The sequence below is a fragment of the Burkholderia sp. genome (assembly GCF_018375725.1).
GTDB lineage: Bacteria > Pseudomonadota > Gammaproteobacteria > Burkholderiales > Burkholderiaceae > Burkholderia.
This window is the reverse complement of the sequence record NZ_JAHACR010000049.1, coordinates 1-19,010: the sequence shown is the minus strand read 5'-3', so window position 1 is coordinate 19,010 and position 19,010 is coordinate 1. Positions and strand designations below refer to the sequence as shown.

The window sequence follows — 19,010 nt, the reverse complement described above, 5'->3', positions numbered from 1 at the left end:
ATCGAGCAGGATCACGCTGTACGGACGCCGGCGCACGCGCTCGGTCAGCTGGCCGCCTTCGTCGTAGCCGACGTATCCCGGCGGCGCGCCGATCAGGCGTGCGACCGCGTGGCGCTCCATGTATTCGGACATGTCGATGCGGATGATCGCCTGCTCGTCGCCGAACACGGTTTCGGCGAGCGCCTTCGCGAGTTCGGTCTTGCCGACGCCCGTCGGCCCGAGGAACAGGAGCGTCGCGATCGGCCGGTGCGACTGGCCGAGGCCGGCGCGCGAGAGCCGCACCGCGTCGCTGACCACTTCCACGGCTTCGTCCTGGCCGATGACGCGCTCACGCAGCTTGTCTTCCATCTTGAGGAGTTTCTGACGCTCTTCCTGCGTCAGCTCCGAGACCGGAATGCCGGTGATGCGCGACACGACGTCCGCCACCGACGCCACCGTCACTTCGAGCGTTTCCGATCCGGTCTTGCGCTGCCAGGCTTCCATCTTCTCGTCGAGCTGCTTCTGCTTCTCGCCGATGCGCTCCTCGAAGGCCTTCGCTTCGTCGAACCGCTTGCGCGACGATGCGTAGTCCTGTTCGCGCTTGATCTGGGCGATCTCCGCTTCCAGTTCCTGAATATCCGCCGGACGCGACGTCGAGCTGATGCGCACGCGCGCCGCAGCCTGGTCGATCAGGTCGATCGCCTTGTCCGGCAGGAAGCGCGAGGTGATGTAGCGATCCGAGAATTCGGCGGCGGCGACGAACGCGTCGTCGGCGAAGGTCACCTGATGGTGCGCTTCGAGGCTGTCGCGCAGGCCGCGCAGGATCACGATGGTCTGCTCGACCGTCGGTTCCGGCACGAGCACGGGCTGGAAGCGGCGCTCGAGCGCCGCGTCCTTTTCGATGTACTTCTGGTATTCGCTGAGCGTCGTGGCGCCGATCAGGCTCAATTCGCCGCGCGAGAGCGCGGGCTTCAGCACGTTCGCGATGTCGAGGCCGCCTTCGCCGCCGCCCTGTCCCGCGCCGACGATCGTGTGCAGTTCGTCGATGAAGAGGATCAGCTCGTCCTTCTTGGCCGTCACTTCGTCGATCAGCTGTTTCGCGCGCTCCTCGAATTCGCCGCGGTACTTCGCGCCCGCGACCATCGAGTTGATATTGACCTCGACGACCCGCTTGTTGCGCAGCACTTCCGGCACGTCGCCGTTGACGATACGCTGCGCCAGACCTTCGACGATCGCGGTCTTGCCGACGCCCGGCTCGCCGATCAGCACCGGATTGTTCTTCCGGCGCCGGGCCAGCACTTCGATCGTGTTCTCGATTTCCTGCGCGCGGCCGAGCACCGGATCGAGCTTGCCCTGACGCGCCATCGCGGTCAGATCGCGGCCGAACTTGTCGAGATTGGGCGTGCCGGTCGGCGTATCGACGCGGCCGTCTTCCGCCCCCTTGCCGACCACCTTCACGACCTTCTGGCGCAGCGCCTCGGGCGTCACGCCATACTTCTTCAGCAGCGCGCCCGCGATGCTGTCCGGCACGGCCGCGAGGCCGATCAGCAGATGCTCCGGCCCGACGTACGAGTGACCGAGATCGCGCGACGCCTGGAACGCGAACTGGAAGGCCTTCTTCAGGCGCGGCGAGACCGTCATCTTGTCCATCGGCGCGTCGGGATCCGCCTTGCCGACCTGCGCGTGCTCGTCGATATAGGCCTTGATGTCCTGCGGCGAGAGCTTCAGTTCCTTCAGCAGCGCGCTGCAGACATCGGTGTCGGCCAGCACGTACAGCAGATGCTCGGTATCCAGTTCGGTGCGGCGCAATTCGTGCGCTTTTTCCGCTGCACGCTGAAGCAGTTCGATCGTCTGTTCGCTGAATGCGTCGGTTGCATCGACGGATTCGCGCGGCACCTCGGCGGCGAAATGCGATTCATCGCCTTCCGAGTCGCCGTAGTCGCCGAAGAAGCGCGACAGCGAGCCGCCACCGCCAAGCAGCGAGTCGAACGGATTGAGCATGCTTTGATGCCGCATCAGTTGCCGGTAGTGATAATCGCAAATCGACAGCGTCTTGCGCTCACCGTCTTCCATGACGGTGACACGTGCGACGGCGGGGCGGGCATTACAGATATCGCAAAGGGCAGACATGATGGCGTGATCCCTGTCAGTTGAAACGTTGGTATTGATCAACTCGGATATGCCGCGGTGTGCGAACGATCTGACGCGACGGGATGGCGACGCGTTGAAGATCGCTCGGCCGGCAACGGCCGTTCCCGCGCCAATTCCGGCTACGTTGCCGAGACCGGCACTTCGCTGGTTGGCTACAGGGACGTCAGTCAATCGTGCGGACAAGGCCGCACGAATAGGTTCGTCCGGCTACCTTAGCCGATCGACAATCGTGCGCAAAGGTACAGTTGGCCTCCGGCGCCGCGTGTCGCCCGACAGCCGCCGCTGTTCTCCTGATGGGGCCTGATGACGTGGCAACCTTGATCGGCGTGCCTTTGCCGATGGCCGGGCGTGTCATGGCAGCGAAGAGTACAGAACGTGCGCGGTCGTCGTCGATGAGCGATGACGCGGAGCATGCGGTGCGTTGACTTGGGGAATAGAGTCGCTGCCGCGCTCAATCGGTCATGGGCCGATGCGCATCCCGATGTCATCAGGATGCGGGCTTTGTGCTGCGCAGGGATTCGCCGTCGCGCTCGGCAGGCATGCCGGCGCAATCGGCCGATGGTACGAAGAAACGGTGGTGCGTGAGCGCGTGGCCGTCATCGCACGGCCGGGCATCGGTGCCCGGCATCCGCCCGGGGAATCGTTGCCGGCCGGGCGGGATCGAGACGCACCGGACCGATCGGTGCGCCTCGCGCCTTATTCGTCCATCAGGCGGACCTTCACCTTCTTGCCCTTGACCTTGCCGGCGTTGAGCTTGCGCAGCGCCTCTTGCGCGATGCTGCGCTCGACGGCCACGTAGGTCGAGAACTCGGTCACGTTGATCTTGCCGATCTGATCGCCGCTGAAGCCCGCGTCGCCGGTCAGGGCGCCCAGCACGTCGCCGGGACGAATCTTCTCCTTGCGTCCGCCGAGAATCTGCAGCGTTTCCATCGGCGGCAGCAACGGTGTGCGGTTGCCGGCTTCGAGTTCGGCCAGCGGATGCCATTCGACGTCGCGCTGCTGTGCCTGCTCGATGCCGCCGACGCGGCCCATCTCGTCCATGCTCGCGAGGCTCAGCGCCCAGCCGTCCTGATCGGCGCGGCCTGTGCGGCCGATGCGGTGCACGTGCACTTCGGGATCGGGCGTGACATCGACGTTGATCACGGCCTCGAGCTGCGCGATGTCGAGACCGCGGGCCGCCACGTCGGTGGCGACGAGCACGGAGCAACTGCGGTTCGCGAAGCGGATCAGCACCTGATCGCGTTCGCGCTGGTCGAGTTCGCCATGCAGGGCGAGCGCATGAAAGCCCTGCGCGCGCAGCACGTCGAGCAGGTCGCGGCATTGCTGTTTCGTGTTGCAGAACGCCAGCGTGCTCACCGGACGATAGTGATTCAGCAGCATCCCGACGGCATGCAGCCGCTCGTTCTCGGTCACTTCGTAGAAGCGCTGGCGAATCTTGCTGTCGTCGTGACGCTCTTCGAGCTTCACTTCCTTCGGGTTGCGCAGGAAGCGCTGGCTCAGCTTGGCGATGCCGTCCGGGTAGGTCGCCGAGAACAGCAGCGTCAGGCGCTCCTTCGGGCATTGACTCGCGACCTTCGCGATATCGTCGAAGAAACCCATGTCGAGCATGCGGTCCGCTTCGTCGAGCACAAGCGTGTTCAGCGCGCCGAGCGACAGGCTGCCGCGCTCGAGGTGGTCCATGATCCGCCCCGGCGTGCCGACGACGATATGCGCACCGTGCTCGAGGCTGGCGGTTTGCGGGCGCATCGGCGTGCCGCCGCACAGCGTCAGCACCTTGATGTTTTCCTCGGCGCGCGCGAGACGGCGGATTTCCTGCGTCACCTGATCGGCGAGTTCGCGCGTCGGGCACAGCACCATCGCCTGCACGTCGAAGCGGCGCGGGTCGAGCCGCGCGAGCAACGGCAGGGAGAAGGCCGCGGTCTTGCCGCTGCCGGTTTTCGCCTGCGCGATCAGGTCCTGCCCGGCGAGCGCGATCGGCAGGCTCGCCGCCTGGATCGGCGTCATGTCGACGTAGCCGAGCTGCGTGAGATTGGCGAGCACGGCGGGCGCGAGCGGAAGCGCGCTGAAGGGGGTGGCGGTCGGTGGGTTCGTCATGTCGTGGCTCGGATCAGAGGTAGGGACGGCCTTCGATCTGCTCGTAGACGATCGTGCCGTCGTCGGCGTCGAAGCGCTCGACATAGTTGCGCGCGCCGCACATCGGGCAGCGGAACAGCAGGCCTTGCCCTTCGTCCTTGATGACGACGTCGGACGTCTCCCACTGCGCACGGCAGCTCTGGTTTCTGCAGGTAAACACGGTCATTCTCCAGCTGGATTCGGTTGGGCGCCTTCGCGGCCTGGCGTGAAGGCGTAGGCGTTGCGCGGCCGCGGCGTGCGTCACCCGGATGCGCGGATGGATGCGGTGCGGCCGTTTTGCGTGATATTGCGTCGACGTGGACGATGGATCGGGCGGCGCGGCGATCGGAGATCGCGCGTGCCGTGATTCTAACGGATACGCGGACGAAGGCGGCGGGTGGATCGAGGCGCGGCGCGCACATCCCGGTGCGAAGGGATACGCACCGCCCTGACGACCGATCACGACGACGCTTCTATACAATGCACTCAACATTGGATGAAGTGTCTAACATGGCAAAAAGCAAACGCACCGCAGAGCAGGAATCGCTGCTGGAACAGGTCAAGCAGATCGCGCAAGGGCTCGGCGACATGTTCGCGCCGTTCACGGAGGTCGTCGTGCACGACCTGCGATCGCCGAAGCATGCGATTCTGGCGATCCACAACAATCTCTCCGGCCGGGCGGTCGGCGACCCGGCGACCGAACTCGGTCTCGCGCGCATCGCCGACGACGACTATCCGCCGATCCTGTCGAACTATCCGAATCAGTTCTCCGACGGCCGCCGTGCAAAGAGTACGTCGATCGGCATCAAGGATTCCGAAGGGCGTTATGTCGCCGCGTTGTGCCTGAATGTCGACGTGACGCTCTTTCGCGGCATCCAGAGCATGCTCGACCAGTTCTGCCACGCGGGCGGCGCACCGGTCGGGGAGTCGCTCGATCCGGCGAACGCGGAGGCGATCCGCGAGCGCATCGACCGTTTCGCGGTCAGTCTCGCGACCACGCCGCAAGCATTGAAAACCGAGCAGCGGCGCGGCCTGATGCAGGCGCTGAAGCAGGAGGGTTATCTGGAGGTGCGCCGCTCGATGGAGATCATCGCGCACTATCTCGGCGTGTCGCGTGCGACCGTGTACAACGATGCGAAATGACGGGCGGCACGCGTTTGACAATATGTCTACATCGAGACAAAATGTATTGATCCGATCATCCGCCGTCTGCCGTGCAACCGTCCAGCCGGTGCGCACTGCGGTCATTCAACGATCCATCGCGTGACATCCTCATGAGCACACCTTCTCTCCCCACGTTCGATGACGTATCCGCCGCGGCGGCCCGGATCAGGGGCTACGCGCATCGCACGCCGGTCCTGACATCCCGCACGGTCAACGAGGCGCTCGGCGCGGAAGTGTTCTTCAAATGCGAGAACTTCCAGCGCATGGGCGCGTTCAAGTTTCGCGGCGCGTTCAACGCGCTGTCGAAGTTCGATGCGCGGCAGCGGAAGGCCGGCGTCGTGGCGTTTTCGTCCGGGAATCACGCGCAGGCGATCGCATTGTCCGCACAGCTTTTGCAGATGCCGGCCACGATCGTGATGCCGCACGACGCGCCGGCGACGAAGGTTGCCGCGACGCAGGGTTATGGCGGCCATGTCGTGTTCTACGATCGCTACAAGGAGGACCGCGAGCAGATCGGCCGCGACCTCGCCGACCAGCATGGCCTCACGCTGATTCCGCCATACGATCATCCGGACGTGATTGCCGGGCAGGGTACGGCCGCCATGGAACTGTTCGAGGAAGCCGGTGCGCTCGATGCGGTGTTCGCGCCGCTGGGCGGCGGCGGATTGCTGTCCGGAACCGCGCTCGCGACGCGCGCGCTGTCGCCGGACGCGCTGCTCTACGGCGTCGAACCCGAGGCGGGCAACGACGGTCAGCAATCGTTCCGCTCCGGTCGGATCGTCCATATCGATACGCCGACAACCATCGCGGACGGCGCGCAGACGCAGCATCTCGGCAACCTCACGTTTCCGATCATCCGGCGCGACGTGAACGACGTGCTGACGGCGAGCGACGCGGAGCTTGTCGATTGCATGGGCTTCTTCGCTTCGCGGATGAAGATGATTGTCGAGCCGACGGGTTGCCTTGGCTTCGCGGCGGCGCGCCGGATCAAGGCGCAGCTCAAGGGCAAGCGCATCGGCATCGTGATCAGCGGCGGAAACGTGGATCTGGAACGTCTCGGCGCGCTGCTGACGCCACCGGCGCAGGTCGGCTGACCGGCCCATTCTCTGCATCCCGGCTGCGGCCGGAAGCCGGCGCATGGGCGGGCTCGCGCCGGCCTGCGCCGTTGTCACGCTTCGCTTGCCTGGCCCGGCTGCCGTTGCAGATCATTCATGATCTGCTCCGCGAGAAAGTCGCACGGCGGCCGCTTCGACTTCGTGCTGCGCGCGAGGATCAGTTCGAGCGGCGGCAGGTCGGGCAGCCCGTGCGAGCGGCCGAGCACCGTCAACTGCGATGGAATCGCACATCGCGCGAGCGGTGCGACCGCGAGGCCGGCCTCGACCATGCTCAGCAGGCCGAGCAGGCTCGGGCTCTCATACGAGGTGCGGTACGGGACGTTCGCGCGCTCGAGGCTGCGAATCGCGTTCTCGCGCGCGACGCTGCCGGGCATGAACACGGCGATCGGCAACGGCCGTTCTTCCCAGACCCGCGGCCCGTTGGTCATTGCCGCCCACGCCATCGGCTCATGACGGACGAAATCGCCGGACAGCCCCTTGATGCGCGTGCCGCAGACGAGGTCGACCGTGCTGTCCTTGAGAAGCGGCGCGAGCGCGCTGCTCGGCAGCCCGATCACCTGGATCTCGACCTTCGGGTACGACGCGGAAAACTTCTTCAGCACGGACGGCAGCAATGACGACGCGTAGTCGTCGGGCACGCCGATCACGACCTTGCCGGTCACCTCCGGCCGGACGACGGCCGCCCACGCTTCATCTCGCAATGCCAGCATTCGCCGGGCGAATCCGAGCAGCACTTCGCCCTCGCGCGTCAGCACGATGCTGCGCGGGCGGCGGACGAACAGCTGCCGTCCCAGCGCATCCTCGAGACTCTTGATCTGCATGCTGACGGCGGATTGCGAACGGTTCACCGCTTCGGCGGCGCGGGTCATGTTGCCGGTCTCCGCGACCGCCACGACGGTCGCGAGCACGTCGTGATCGAGCATCTTCATCGGTATCAGGAAAGCTGAACAGAACGATCCGTATTATGCGTTTTTGTGGTCGTCGCGTGGGCGCCGCCCTGGCTTGCCGTTGCTCGCATCAGTTCTGTTTGCGGCGACTGTCCGGATTGCGCTCGAGCCGCTCATAGTACGCAAGAAACAGGTTGGCGGCCGATTCCGCGACAGTCCTTTGTTCTTCATCGCCGAGCGGCGGCTGCCCCATCGTGACCTGCGGCCAGAATGCAAACGACTTCATCAGCCCATGCAACTGCTGAGCGGCGAATGCCGGATCCGGCGCGGCGAGACGGCCATCGGCCGCGGCGGCGCGGATCCACACGGTCAGATCCTCCTCGCGCTCGCCGAGACGCGCCACCATGTCCCGCGCGCGCTCCGGGGAATGAATGCCCGCCGCGATCGCGACGCGCGCCAGCGACCGAAAGGCCTCGTCGTTCAGTAGACGCAGCTTGCGCATCAGCAGGTCGAGCAACTGTCCGCGCAGCGGTTCGTCGGCGCGATAGGCCGGCGCGTTGCCGGTCTGGCTCGCGTCCCACAGCTGGTGCAGGATCGCGGCAAACAGCGCCTCCTTGCTCGGGAAATGGTTGTAGACCGTGCGCTTCGAGACGTTCGCTCGGGCCGCGATGCGATCCATGCTGGTCGCGTCGTAGCCGGCCGCGAGAAATTCCTCGATGGCGGCGTCGATGATGGCGACGCGTTTACGGTCGGTCAGGCGTTGGCGGGGAGCATTCGAATCCATGATCGAATTTTACACTCGACAGTTTACTTTTTGAGATAAAGAACTACACTACCAAGTCTACTTTTTCTCCCGGATTGACCGATATGGCGTCGCTCCCTGATTTCGTTCACCGTGCATCGGGTTCTGCTGCCGCGCAGCGCGGGCGCGAGTTGTCCAGCTTGTCGCCGCAGCATGACGGCGAGCGCTTTCGCAACGTCGCGCCGCGTCCCGTGGACGGAATCGGCAAGACGTTGCGCATCATGTGGAACCTGCTGCTCAACAAGCCGCGTGACACGGTGCCGGCGGGTGCGCTGCCTGTCGACGTGCTGACGCGTGAGCAGCTCGACGCGGCACCCGACCGCAGCCTGTACCGGCTCGGGCATTCGACCGTGCTGCTCAAGTTGCGCGGCGGCTTCTGGCTGACCGATCCCGTGTTTGCCGAGCGCGCGTCGCCATTCCGGCGACTCGGCCCCAAGCGCTTCCATGCGCCGCCGATCGCGCTCGCCGACTTGCCGCCGCTGGCCGGGGTGATCCTGTCTCACGACCACTACGATCATCTGGATCGCGACACGGTGCTTGCACTCGACGCGACGACGGAGCGGTTCCTGACGCCGCTGGGTGTCGGCGACCGGCTGATCGAATGGGGCATCGCGGCGACGAAGGTACGTCAGCTCGACTGGTGGCAGAGCGCGGACGTTGGCGGCCTGGTGCTGACGGCCACGCCGGCGCAGCATTTCTCCGGACGCAGCCTGCTCGACGGCAACAGCACGTTGTGGGCATCGTGGGTCATCGAGGATCGCGATCTGCGCGTGTTCTTCAGCGGCGATTCCGGCTATTTCGACGGATTTCGCACGATTGGCGAACGCCTCGGCCCGTTCGACGTGACGCTGATCGAAACGGGCGCCTACGATCCTCAATGGCCGTACGTCCATATGCAACCCGAAGAGACTGTTCAGGCGCATGTCGACCTGCGTGGTCGCTGGCTGGTGCCGATTCATAACGGCACGTTCGATCTGGCGATGCATCGATGGCAGGAGCCGTTCGAACGGATAACGGGGCTGACTGCCGCGCGCGGCGTTGCGCTCGCCACGCCGCGCATGGGTGAGCGGCTGAATATGGCCGCGCCGCATCGCGGCGAGCGGTGGTGGCGCAATGTCGTCGAACGCGTGAAGGTGACGGAAACGGTGTCGCGCGGGTGCGGTTGCCGCGATGCGGGAAAGGCGGGTTCGTAGCGAGGCGCGTCGAAGACGGGCGATCAGCCGGTGGCTTGGGGAGCTGGCCAAGCCCTGTATTCGACAGACTCAGGGCGCGAGGCTCGCCTTCGCATAAGTTTCCCGATCGATTTCCAGGATTTCGACGCAAAGCTGGACATGCATCCCGGCCGGCGAGCCCGGGCGCTGCTTCAGGACATGGAGCAGGCTTGCCGACAGCGCCTGTTTCACTTCCGTCGGTCGTCCGCTCAGGATGGCCAGTCTGACGGATGCAAAACCGCGGCCGGCATGCGCGGTACCGACGAGAAACGTATCGAGTCGCACGGCACGGCTCTTGATGTCGATTTCGTCGAAATGACCGGATGCGACGAGCGCTTCGTTGAGCGCCTGCAATGTGCCTGCGGCATCGAACTGCGGAAGGTTGTCCGTATATTCAAGCGTGAGATGAGGCATGGTTTCCCTTGTATTCGGTCGTGGAGGCGTGCCGGCAAGTGTACCCATTTGCCGGCCGCAAGACAGTGGCGGCCTGGCGTGTCGGATGTCCGCTTCCGGTTGCGAACCGACGGCGCTCATGTTCACGCGATGCACGCGCCGCGGGAACATGAGGTTGTCGAAATGACGGGGAGCACGCCCGTTCGGGACATCAAACGCCGTGCCGCTCGCGCAGAATCCGCGCGGCTTCCACGAGCGTACGCAGCTTCGCCTCGGCGATCTGGCTGCTGTTGACCGGCGCATCGGCGAAGGTCGCGAAACCGCAATCCGGATTGATCAGCACGCGCTCCTTGCCGAACAGCCTGATCGCATGCTCGCCCCGCTTCACGACTTCCTCGACCGACTCGATGTGCGCATGCTTCTGGTTGCACATGCCGACGCCGATGCGCAGGCGATCCGGCAGCGCCGTCAGCAGATCCATCTCGCCCGCGCGCGGCGTGCACAGCTCGAGAAACAGCGTCCCGACGTTCAGGCTGCCGAGCGTGTCGGCCAGCGGACGATAGCCGCCGCTCAATGCCTTGCTCTCGTCCGCCGTCCAGTTGCCGCGGCACATGTGCATGGCCACGCGCTCCTCGGGGAAACCTTCGACCACCGCGTTCAGCAAATCGCGTGCGAAGGCCAGCTCCGTGAGCGGATCGCTCTTGGCCGAAAGCGCCCCGCACATGAAGCTGCGCTGGTTCGACGGCCCGGAAAACGCAACCTCGGACAAAACCGGCTCGTCGAACTGCACGAGTGCGGCGCCGTCCGCGAGCAATGCGGCAAGCTCTTCGCGCAATACGCGCACGACGTCGGCCGCGAGCGTTTCGCGATCCGCATAGGCGCGATCGGAGATGCATTCCATCCACATCGTCCGCGTCAGCAGATACGGGCCGGGCAGGGCGATCTTTGCAGGACGGTCCGTGACCGTGCGCAGGAAGTGCAATTCCTGTCCGGCCAGCGGGCGGCTCCGGCCCAGCGGACCGAACACGGCCGGATGGCGCACTTCGCCCGCCGGCACATCGAGCGCGCGCAGTTCACGCTCGAATTCCTCGGGATCGTCGACGTACGGCAGCAGATCCGTCAGCGGAATCAGCTGGCAATTGTCGAGCAGGCCGCCGACGAAGCTCGCGTAGCTGTCGCGTCGCTGCTCGCCGTCGGTCACCACGTCGACGCCCGCGCGCAATTGCGCGGCCACGGCCAGTTGCACGGCATCGTCCGCGCTGGCCTGGAAGCTCGCGTCGTCGAGCCGGCCTTCCGTATGGTCGTGAAGCGCCTGCAGCATCCAGCGCGGTCGCGGCCAGCTGCCGATGCCCATGACCGAAAGCGGACGGATCGCCGCCGCCGGTGCCGGCTTCGGCAACGTGGCGGGAATCGTGACGGACACGACTTCGATCGCGGCAGGCGCGCGCGCTTCCTGCCGGGCAGGTTCCGCCTGTATCCCCGCAAACGGCCCCTTCGACACGAGAAAGCTCAGCCGCCGACCCTCCTTGGTCCACGAGACCAGTTCGTTTCCCGTCATCCGGCACCAGGCCGGCAAATCGGATTCGACGGACAGCTCGGTGGACCGGATTTCGAGCAGCCGGCCGCGTTCGAGCGGATCGATATGCTTGCGGATCAGCAGCAACAGGCCGTTGCCGCAATCGAGATCGCCACCGTCGAAACTGACGTCGGGCGTATAGGCGTGTTGTGCGGATGCATCCATCTTCGAACTCCTGTTGTTCCTGTTCCCGTCTGTCATCGGCCCGAGGCGCGCGGATAGAGCACGTTCGCGTGCGTATCGCCAAATGCCGGCGCGGGAATGTCGATCGAGATCGTGCCTTGCGTCAGGCCGACAATCCTGTCGGCGAATTCGACGGCCAGCCCGACCTGATGAAGGCTGCACAGTACCGCGAGCCCCTGATCGTGGCAGCAGGCCCGCAGCAGATCCAGCACCGCGGTGCCGCTGCCGGGGTCGAGGCTCGACACGGGTTCGTCGGCGACGATCAGATCCGGCTGCTGCGCGAGCGCCCGTGCGATGGCGACGCGCTGCTGCTGGCCGCCGGACAGCGTGTCGACCCGGCGCCATGCGAATTCGAGCAGGCCGACGCGTTCGAGGCACTCGAGCGCGAGCAGGCGGTCGCTGCGCGTGAAGCAGCGCGCGATACCGCGCCACGCGCTCACATGACCGAGCCGGCCGGCCAGCACGTTGTCGAGTGCAGACAGCCGCCGGACGAGATCGAACTGCTGCGAGATCACGGCCACGTGCCGGCGCGCACGACCGCGCAGGCTGGCGACTGACTGTCCGGCGACGCTGATCGTGCCGCGGTCGACGTCGGTCAGGCCTGTCACGCATCGGAGCAGCGTCGTCTTGCCCGCGCCGCTTGCGCCAAGCAGTGCGACGAACTCCCGCGGTCGCACCGTAAAGCTGATGCCGCGCAGGATTTCGTGTCCGTCGATGCGTTTGACGGCATGGTCCACATGCAGCGGTGCGCGGTTATCGCGGGTTGCGTGCGGCGCGGCAGGTTGCACTGTCAGGCTTTCGTTCATGTCACACCAGTTTCCTGCGCAACCAGTTTGAGACCTGGTCCAGCAGTGTGACCACGATCAGGATGACCGCGATGATCGTAAACAGCCGGTTGAAATCGAGCAGGTCCATGCTGTTTTTCAGTTCCTGGCCGATCCCGCCGGCGCCGACGACACCGAGCACCGTCGAAGCGCGCACGTTGAACTCGAGCCAGAACAGTGCGGTCGATGCGAACACCGGCAGTACGTCCGGCAGCACGGCATACGCGATCGACGTGAAGCGGCCCGCGCCCGTCGTGCGCACGGCGTCGTAGGGCGCGAGATCCGCGTTCTCGAGATGATCGGCGAACAGCTTGGCGGCGCTGCCCCAGGTATGGAGCGCAATGCCGATCACCCCCGCGAACGGGCCGAGCCCGACCGCTGCGACGAACAGCAGCGCGAAGACGAAGGAGTCGATGCCGCGCAGCATGTTGAGGAACCAGCGGACGGGATAGTAGAGGATCGGCAGCGGCGTCAGGTTGCGACTGCCGAGCAGCGCCATCGGCAGCGCCAGCAACGCGGCCGCGGTCGTGCCGACGGTCGCCATCGCGATGGTCTCGGCCGTACGCCGGACGATCAGCGGCAACTCGTCGCCACGCGGCGGCCATGCCTGCGCAAGCCAGCCGGCGAGCTTCGGCAGCCCCTCGGCAAGCTTCGCGGGATCGACCTGCGCGAGGCTGAAGCACATCGCGTAGAACGCGCCGATGAGGGCGAGCACGGCAAGCAGCTTCAGCCTGCGCAGGCCGAACCGTGCCCGCTTCGCTTCGAGCGAGGCGAACACGGTTGCGGCTGCCGATCCGTTCGGGACCGGGGCGTTCACTCAGGCCTTCGGCTTGATCTTGCCGACCGCCAGGCCCGCCTTCTCGATCATCGAGTAGGACGCATGCGTCGCGGTCACGAAACCTGTGTAGCGCGGCGGCAGCAGCGATTTCGCCTGTTCGGGCGTGATCGAGGTCAGGAGCGCCTGGATGTGCGCGGCGAGATCCGCCGATGCGCCCTTCGGCACCACGATCGCATCGTTCGGGAACGGATCGGACGTCCAGAGAACCTTGGTGCCCTCCGGCTTGATCACCCCCTTGGCGATCATCGCGTTGCGATTCCGGTCGAAATCGGTGGCGAGATCGACATGGCCGGATTGCACGGCCACTTCGTTCGCCGCGTGCGTCGCGCCCTCGGTGTATTTCCAGAACGTCTTCGGATCGATCTTCCAGACTTCCTTCGCGTACCAGGTCGGCATCAGCCAGCCGGATGTCGAGCCCACGTCGGCGAACGACATCGACATGCCCTTCGTGTCGTCCGGGAAACGCGCGACCTTGAGGTCCGGCCGGCCGATGACAATGCCGTGATAAAACGGCTTGTCGTCATACTTGACCGTCGCCAGCGCCTGGCAGCCCGTCGCGTTGTTCGCGATCACGTAGCCCCACGGCCCCATCCACGCGAGGTCGAGCTGGCCCGATCCCATCGCGACGGCCATGCCGGCCCAGTCGGTCGTGGCGGACAGTTCGAAATTGACGCCCAGTTGCTGCGCCAGCCACGCGAAGACCGGGCCGAAGGCCTTCCGGGTGTCATCGGTGGTGGGCAGCAGCGGCCCGACGCCACAGCGCAGGGTCTTGCGCGATTGAGCGAAAGCCGGCCGAAGCGCCCATGCCGAAGCCACGCCGGCCGTGCCGGCGAGAAATGCTCTGCGAGTTGTCATGGGCGCGCCTCAGTAGCTGAGGCTCGGGCAGGCTTCGCTCATGAATTCCACGAGCATCGCGCCGCCGACGATCTTGGCGCCGGGGATGAGATTGTTCTCGTCGAGACCGCGCTTCTTGAAGCACGGCGAGCAGACGAAGATCTTGCCGCCCGCGTCGACGAAACTGGTGATGAGGTCCTTGAGCGGCGCAAAGCCGGCTTCATGGATATCGTCGGCATAGCCGACCTGGGACAGGCGCGTTCCTTCGATATTCAGGAATACGACGACATCCTTCTCGCTTGCGATCGCCGCATTGGCGACCACGAAGGCGACCGTTGCACGGTCGGTGTCGTCTTTGCCTCGAGTCAGACTGACCACGAATTTTCCGGACAAGATATGCTCCTGAGATGGGTGATGTGGAGAAGGTTGGTGCTACGCCACCCCGCGCAGCATCATGGTTTGGCCTTGATGACGAAAATGCCGCAGGCCGGATCGGCATGCAGCAACTGATGCCCCGTTATGCGGCAATAAGCGGGAATATCCTCGATTGCGCCCGGATCGCGTGCCGTCAGCCGGATGACCTGTCCCGGCATCGTTTTCAGCCGGTTCCGGAGCTTGAGCAGCAACTCGCCGCAGCCCAGATGACCGGCATCCCATTCGACGTCGAACGTCGCGCTTGCATCCATTGCCACTGCGTTACCCGTTTCTGTCACGGCCGATTGCCGAGCGCACAATATGACACGTCGCGCGCTGCTTGTGAATGCCCGAGTTCTCGCAAGTGTTAAGGGAAGCGGTTTCAAGCGATGCCGTCACGTCGCAGACCAGCCTTTTCATAACGGATGCGCCGCGCCCGCTTGCGACAACAGCGCCACGGCAGCCGGATCCGGCATGCCGTTCGCGTCGATCGCCCCCGCTGCCGCCAGCGCGTCGAGATCGCGGTCGACGCCGGCCTGCCCCACGACAAAGGGTGTCGTCAGAAATGACGGCGTCGTCAGCGTGACGGCATAGCGCTGCTGCAGATTCGCGACGACGGCCGCTTGCGCAGCCTGCACGTCGGACTGGTTCTCGAGCACTTGCTGGAAGTGCGAACTGGCAGGGAAATCGCTGATCAGGCGCGTGGTATTCGTGCCAAGCTGCGACGCGAGATAGACGAGCATCAACTCGGTCTCGGGTGTCGTATTGAACGTGCCGCCGGCAAAGGCCAGCGAATGCAGGGTCGTGCCGCTGGACGTGGCGGTGATGACACAGGGGAGCGTGGCGCTCAACGTGATCGCGTAGTGTCCGCCACTGTCCGACAGCGTGGTACCCGCGCCCTGTGCGCAGCGGATGCCGATCGTCGCGCCCGGCAGCGCCCGGCCGGTCGCGGCCGTCCCGGAGAGCGCGACGCTCTGCATACCGTTCCCGTTGAAACATGTATCGAATCCGAAGCAGGCTTCGCCGCCGCATGCGTTCAGCATGGCAACGGCAGCCATGCACAGGACGGTCAGTGCCGGGCGAACGAAACGCGCATCGTGAGGGTTCATGACGGCTGCTGTCGATGGAGTGCGGCGCAATGGATTCCATGCCCATGCATGGGTGCCAGTTGAATCATTCTAGGTCGCGCGTATCGAGACCGCTCACCGGGTCAACCCCGTGACGTGTTCGCTGCCGCGCTGTTCGGAACGGGCGCGGCGGGTCGTCGCCGAGGCGATACGCCATTCCTTCGACGATTGGGCGCGGATGCAGCGATCGATTGGCGTCCGGGGGGCGGTAGGCGTGCGATCGTCGCCGGCATCCACGGCGCTTCGCGCGGTTGCCGGCGCGAACGTCCGGGCGGCGATGCGTGATGAAAATGGAAACAGGCTTTCGGCGGCGGCGTGGCGTTGACGGTGCCGCTGCCAAGGCATGCGAAGACTGGCCCGGCCGCCATGACACTTATCGCCCGGTCAGTTTTCGAATGATGTCCTGAAGGATCCGTTCATGCTCCTCCAGCGCTTCGTCGAGCGTACCTGCCGCATAGCCCTTGTTGTCCTGCGTTTCCATGCCGGCGATGCGCGTCACGAACAGAAGAGGCGCGCCGGTTCCGGCTTCGGACACGCCGCGGAAGCGGGTCGTGATCGTCACGCCGGATTCGTCCAGGACCGTGCGGCGAAAGACCAGATCGTTCTCGGACATCCAGCGTGACCACGCGCTGTGGTCGAAGACTTCGACCGGCGCGTCTTTCTCGTCGAGGATATAGATGCGTTGCCGCTTGGGCGGAGCGGAAGCGGATTTCATCGTTCGATGCGGGCGAAGCGAATCTGCATGATTTCACTACCCTGTGTCATGAAACAAACGTTTGCACGCGATCCGAGGCGCGGCGCATGACATGCCGGCAATCAAGCATACGCCGGCTCATCGAATGGCGCGCGGTACCGACGTCACGCATCCGGTCCCGACGGCGGCATGCGCGCGGTTCGCCGCAGCCGTCACGGCGTGCCACGCGCAAGGTGCCGCATCTCGTCCCCGGCGGATACTGACGAGGACATCATGGTCTGGCTCGCGCCCCGGACGCGTCGCCGGTCAGAAAATGAACCCGGTATTCAGGAACTTCGAATCGTGATCCGACACGATGGCGTCGAGCAGCTGCTTGCTGCTTTCCGTCTGCTTCGCGGCGACCATCGAGCGGATCGAGAACGCGCGCAGCGCATCCGTGACCGACAAGGTGCCTTCCGCGGAATCCTTCCGCCCGGCAAACGGAAACACATCGGGCCCGCGCTGACACTGGCAGTTGATGTTCACGCGGCATACCTGGTTCACGAGCGGATCGATGAGCGCGCCGATCTGCTCCGGGTCCGAGCCGAAGATGCTGACCTGCTGCCCGTGATCCGAGGTCGTCACATATTCGAGCGCGGTTTCCACGTCGTCGAACGGCGCAACCGGGATAATCGGCCCGAACTGCTCCTCGCGATAGAGCTTCATGCCTTCCGACACCGGATACACGACAGCCGGATAGAACAGCGTCTTGCAGAACTCCCCGCCCGATTCGTTCACCACCTGTGCGCCCTTTGCCTTCGCATCGTCGATCGCCTCCGTCATGTAGGCGGTGCGGTGCATGCCGGGCAGCGGCGTGATCGCGACGCCTTTCTCCCACGGCATCCCGATCTTCATCTTCGCGAGTTCCTCGGTGAACCGCTTCAGGAATCGATCGACGATCGACCGGTGAACGAGCAGCATCTTCAGCGCCGTGCAGCGCTGTCCGTTGAACGACAGCGCGCCGAGCAGGCATTCCTTCACGGTCAGTTCGAGGTCGGCATCGGGCAGCACGATCGCCGCATTCTTCGCATCGAGACCGAGGATCGCGCGCAGGCGGTGCGACTTCGGATGCTGCTTCTTGAGGTGATCGGCCACCTTGCTCGACCCGATCAGCGCGAGCACGTTGATCTTGCCCGATGCGAGCATGTGCGGCACGACCACCGCGCCGGGCGCGTAGATCGTGTTGATCACGCCCTTCGGAAACGCGTCGCGGAACGCTTCGAGCAGCGGTTCGAACAGCAGCGTGCCGTACTGAGGCGGCTTGAACACGACGGTGTTGCCCATCAGCAGCGCGGGGATCAGCGTCGCGAACGTCTCGTTCAGCGGATAGTTGTACGGCCCCATGCACAGCACGACGCCGAGCGGCGTGCGGCGGATCTGACCGATCGTGCCTTCGGCGATCACGAAGCGCGAGTTCGCGTTGTCGAGATCCTTCAGCGCATCGATCGTCTGCAGCATGTAGGTGACAGTGCGGTCGAACTCCTTCTCCGAGTCCGCCAGGCTCTTGCCGATTTCCCACATGATCAGGTTCACGACCTGCTCGCGCTGCGCGACCATTCGCCGGATGAAATCCTGCATGCACGCGATGCGCTGCTCGACCTTCATCGTCGGCCATTCGCCGCGGCCGGCGTCGTATGCGCGCACGGCGGCGTCGAGCGCCGCGTCGCTTTCCGGCTCGCCCATCACCGGGTAGCTGCCGATCTCGAGCGGGTGCAGGCCGCCGTCCGGCTGGCGCACGCAGACGGGCGACAACACGGTCTTGGTCGCGCCGTCCCACGGTTTCAGTTCGCCGTCGACCAGCGACACGCGCTGATGGATCGGCGATTTCAGCCGAGCGGCTTCGGTAATGTCGTCGTAGCTGGGAAAACAGTGCTGCAAAGCGGTGGAATCGGGCATGACGGTCTCGCTTGACTGGGGTGTCCGGAATGGACGGGCGATGCGGAATCCTGGTTCTTTCCTCGATCCTGATTCGCGGTCGTGACGCGCCGGCGACACAACAACATGCGGCAACACGGCGCAAAACGCGAAATGGAACCAGTTCCATTAAAAAGGAACGCCCGAACGAATGCAAGAATTTAAGGCGCGCGTTGCCGCGTGCGTGGCGGCCGCGTTCGTCGTGGCGAATCTCGGTTCCTCACGTCCTTATCCGGACAGTACGCCGGTGCCTGCGTTGTTGCATGCCAACGACAGACGTCAGGCATGATTGATAACGCGAATCATTATCGTTTAATATTTCGAGATATTACAGCCGCGACGGGGTGTCGCGGTTTTTTAACGCCTGCGACCGGCGATTGTTCGACTCTGCATCGCCGTCGCCCGGCGCTTCGCACCCGATTTTTTCCGGAAAGGGATTTCGCCAGACCATTTGCCGCCCGGTTCGCACCGCTGCTTCAACGTTGCCGTCTGTGGCGCACTTTTGCCGAATCCGTTTCCGTCAGCCATTTCTCCCAGCATCCCTCTGCACACAACAATGAAACTCGACAAGAAGGCTTGCCACGCCCTTTTGATCGCCACGTCGCTGGCGGGCGCCAAGACCGCGCTCGCGCAGGCGAGCGATGCCGCGGCCACGTTGCCCGCGATTTCCGTCAACGCCGCCGCCGCGCGCGCATCGTACGACGCGAGCCGCTCGAGCGCGGCGACCAAAACCGACATGTCTCTGATGGATGT

19 protein-coding genes are annotated in these 19,010 nt (G+C 64.9%); 4 read left to right on the top strand and 15 right to left on the bottom strand.

Translation table 11 applies throughout. From position 1 onward, the window contains the following. The 3 genes from KH616_RS09075 to KH616_RS09065 all read right to left on the bottom strand — a co-directional run. A partial coding sequence (locus KH616_RS09075; protein ID WP_292242047.1) for an ATP-dependent Clp protease ATP-binding subunit occupies nucleotides 1-2,109 on the bottom strand: 2,109 nt, incomplete at its 3' end. Between the two features lie 717 nt (nucleotides 2,110-2,826). Next, nucleotides 2,827-4,224, bottom strand: a complete 1,398-nt coding sequence (gene dbpA / locus KH616_RS09070; RefSeq protein ID WP_292242045.1) for an ATP-dependent RNA helicase DbpA — start codon at nucleotides 4,222-4,224, stop codon at nucleotides 2,827-2,829. A gap of 13 nt (nucleotides 4,225-4,237) precedes the next feature. Beyond that, on the bottom strand, nucleotides 4,238-4,423 hold the full coding sequence (locus tag KH616_RS09065) for a hypothetical protein (RefSeq protein ID WP_292242044.1): 186 nt from the start codon (nucleotides 4,421-4,423) through the stop codon (nucleotides 4,238-4,240). A 329-nt stretch (nucleotides 4,424-4,752) separates the two neighbouring features. Between KH616_RS09065 and KH616_RS09060 the strand changes: the two genes are divergently transcribed. Both KH616_RS09060 and KH616_RS09055 read left to right on the top strand, forming a co-directional pair. Further along, a complete protein-coding gene (locus tag KH616_RS09060) occupies nucleotides 4,753-5,385 on the top strand; it encodes a transcriptional regulator (protein ID WP_292242042.1) in 633 nt (210 codons plus the stop codon). A 131-nt stretch (nucleotides 5,386-5,516) separates the two neighbouring features. Continuing rightward, nucleotides 5,517-6,500: a threo-3-hydroxy-L-aspartate ammonia-lyase gene (locus KH616_RS09055; protein ID WP_292242039.1), complete on the top strand. Its 984-nt coding sequence runs from the start codon at nucleotides 5,517-5,519 to the stop codon at nucleotides 6,498-6,500. 74 nt (nucleotides 6,501-6,574) lie between these two features. On the opposite strand, the gene KH616_RS09050 is transcribed toward KH616_RS09055, so the two are convergent. Next, nucleotides 6,575-7,450 carry a LysR family transcriptional regulator gene (locus tag KH616_RS09050; protein ID WP_292242036.1) on the bottom strand — a complete coding sequence of 292 codons (876 nt, stop codon included), beginning with the start codon at nucleotides 7,448-7,450 and terminating at the stop codon, nucleotides 6,575-6,577. Between the two features lie 88 nt (nucleotides 7,451-7,538). Further along, nucleotides 7,539-8,192, bottom strand: coding sequence for a TetR/AcrR family transcriptional regulator (locus KH616_RS09045; protein ID WP_292242034.1), 654 nt, complete (start codon nucleotides 8,190-8,192; stop codon nucleotides 7,539-7,541). Nucleotides 8,193-8,275: 83 nt separating this feature from the next. On the opposite strand from KH616_RS09045, the gene KH616_RS09040 reads away from it, so the two are divergent. Next, the gene (locus tag KH616_RS09040; RefSeq protein ID WP_292242032.1) at nucleotides 8,276-9,403 is read left to right on the top strand and encodes an MBL fold metallo-hydrolase; all 1,128 of its coding nucleotides are present in this window, start codon (nucleotides 8,276-8,278) and stop codon (nucleotides 9,401-9,403) included. 69 nt (nucleotides 9,404-9,472) lie between these two features. Here the strand turns inward: KH616_RS09040 and KH616_RS09035 are convergent, their stop codons facing one another. The 10 genes from KH616_RS09035 to KH616_RS08990 all read right to left on the bottom strand — a co-directional run bounded on the left by KH616_RS09035 (nucleotide 9,473) and on the right by KH616_RS08990 (nucleotide 18,239). Beyond that, nucleotides 9,473-9,835: a 5-carboxymethyl-2-hydroxymuconate Delta-isomerase gene (locus KH616_RS09035; protein WP_292242030.1), complete on the bottom strand. Its 363-nt coding sequence runs from the start codon at nucleotides 9,833-9,835 to the stop codon at nucleotides 9,473-9,475. Nucleotides 9,836-10,025: 190 nt separating this feature from the next. Next, a complete protein-coding gene (locus tag KH616_RS09030) occupies nucleotides 10,026-11,555 on the bottom strand; it encodes a 5-methyltetrahydropteroyltriglutamate--homocysteine methyltransferase (RefSeq protein WP_292242028.1) in 1,530 nt (509 codons plus the stop codon). A 32-nt stretch (nucleotides 11,556-11,587) separates the two neighbouring features. Beyond that, nucleotides 11,588-12,379 carry a phosphonate ABC transporter ATP-binding protein gene (locus KH616_RS09025; RefSeq protein ID WP_292242026.1) on the bottom strand — a complete coding sequence of 264 codons (792 nt, stop codon included), beginning with the start codon at nucleotides 12,377-12,379 and terminating at the stop codon, nucleotides 11,588-11,590. A 1-nt stretch (nucleotide 12,380) separates the two neighbouring features. Beyond that, on the bottom strand, nucleotides 12,381-13,214 hold the full coding sequence (gene phnE, locus KH616_RS09020) for a phosphonate ABC transporter, permease protein PhnE (protein ID WP_292242024.1): 834 nt from the start codon (nucleotides 13,212-13,214) through the stop codon (nucleotides 12,381-12,383). Beyond that, a complete protein-coding gene (locus KH616_RS09015) occupies nucleotides 13,215-14,090 on the bottom strand; it encodes a phosphate/phosphite/phosphonate ABC transporter substrate-binding protein (RefSeq protein WP_292242022.1) in 876 nt (291 codons plus the stop codon). Between the two features lie 9 nt (nucleotides 14,091-14,099). Further along, the gene (locus KH616_RS09010; protein ID WP_292242020.1) at nucleotides 14,100-14,462 is read right to left on the bottom strand and encodes a DsrE family protein; all 363 of its coding nucleotides are present in this window, start codon (nucleotides 14,460-14,462) and stop codon (nucleotides 14,100-14,102) included. A gap of 59 nt (nucleotides 14,463-14,521) precedes the next feature. After that, nucleotides 14,522-14,869 carry a sulfurtransferase TusA family protein gene (locus KH616_RS09005; RefSeq protein WP_292242017.1) on the bottom strand — a complete coding sequence of 116 codons (348 nt, stop codon included), beginning with the start codon at nucleotides 14,867-14,869 and terminating at the stop codon, nucleotides 14,522-14,524. A 30-nt stretch (nucleotides 14,870-14,899) separates the two neighbouring features. Then, nucleotides 14,900-15,592: a hypothetical protein gene (locus tag KH616_RS09000; protein ID WP_292242016.1), complete on the bottom strand. Its 693-nt coding sequence runs from the start codon at nucleotides 15,590-15,592 to the stop codon at nucleotides 14,900-14,902. A 391-nt stretch (nucleotides 15,593-15,983) separates the two neighbouring features. Beyond that, nucleotides 15,984-16,325 (bottom strand): hypothetical protein, encoded by a 342-nt coding sequence (locus KH616_RS08995; protein ID WP_292242014.1) that lies wholly within the window; start codon nucleotides 16,323-16,325, stop codon nucleotides 15,984-15,986. Nucleotides 16,326-16,610: 285 nt separating this feature from the next. Further along, nucleotides 16,611-18,239 (bottom strand): NADP-dependent glyceraldehyde-3-phosphate dehydrogenase, encoded by a 1,629-nt coding sequence (locus KH616_RS08990; RefSeq protein ID WP_292242012.1) that lies wholly within the window; start codon nucleotides 18,237-18,239, stop codon nucleotides 16,611-16,613. A 574-nt stretch (nucleotides 18,240-18,813) separates the two neighbouring features. Here KH616_RS08990 and KH616_RS08985 point away from each other — a divergent pair. Then, a partial coding sequence (locus tag KH616_RS08985; protein ID WP_292242010.1) for a hypothetical protein occupies nucleotides 18,814-19,010 on the top strand: 197 nt, incomplete at its 3' end.